We start from the raw sequence: 363 nt of genomic DNA, 5'->3' as shown, positions 1-363 counted from the left end.
CTGAATAGAATTAGAGAACACAAACATTGTTTGGGTCTGTAGCTCAGCTGGTTAGAGCGCACGCCTGATAAGCGTGAGGTCGGTAGTTCAAGTCTACTCAGACCCACCACTTTGCTAACCTTTTAGCTTTGGTATCAAACAATGTCATTCCAGTATTGTGGGGCTATAGCTCAGCTGGGAGAGCGCCTGCCTTGCACGCAGGAGGTCAGCAGTTCGATCCTGCTTAGCTCCACCACCTTACTTTTGAAAGAAAAGCATACTTCAGGTATATCCTGAGTATGAAGTGTGTTTCTCTTTGAGAAGTTAAATTCTCTTGCTCTTTAAAAATTTGGAAAAGCTGATAAATAAATTCTTATAGATATT

The 363-nt window shown here is 41.9% G+C and carries 2 tRNA genes; both read left to right on the top strand.

What is annotated here, in order from left to right:
* Nucleotides 1-32: 32 nt before the first annotated feature.
* A tRNA-Ile gene (locus tag J8M01_RS23845) sits at nt 33-109 on the top strand.
* 50 nt (nt 110-159) lie between these two features.
* Nucleotides 160-235: transfer RNA gene (locus tag J8M01_RS23840), tRNA-Ala, on the top strand.
* Nucleotides 236-363: the final 128 nt, after the last annotated feature.

Origin of the sequence: Pseudoalteromonas sp. MMG005, assembly GCF_018101015.1 — a bacterium.
Taxonomy (GTDB): Bacteria; Pseudomonadota; Gammaproteobacteria; order Enterobacterales; family Alteromonadaceae; genus Pseudoalteromonas; species Pseudoalteromonas aurantia.
Note: the sequence above shows the minus strand (reverse complement) of the source record. Positions and strands in the feature narration are given on the sequence as shown.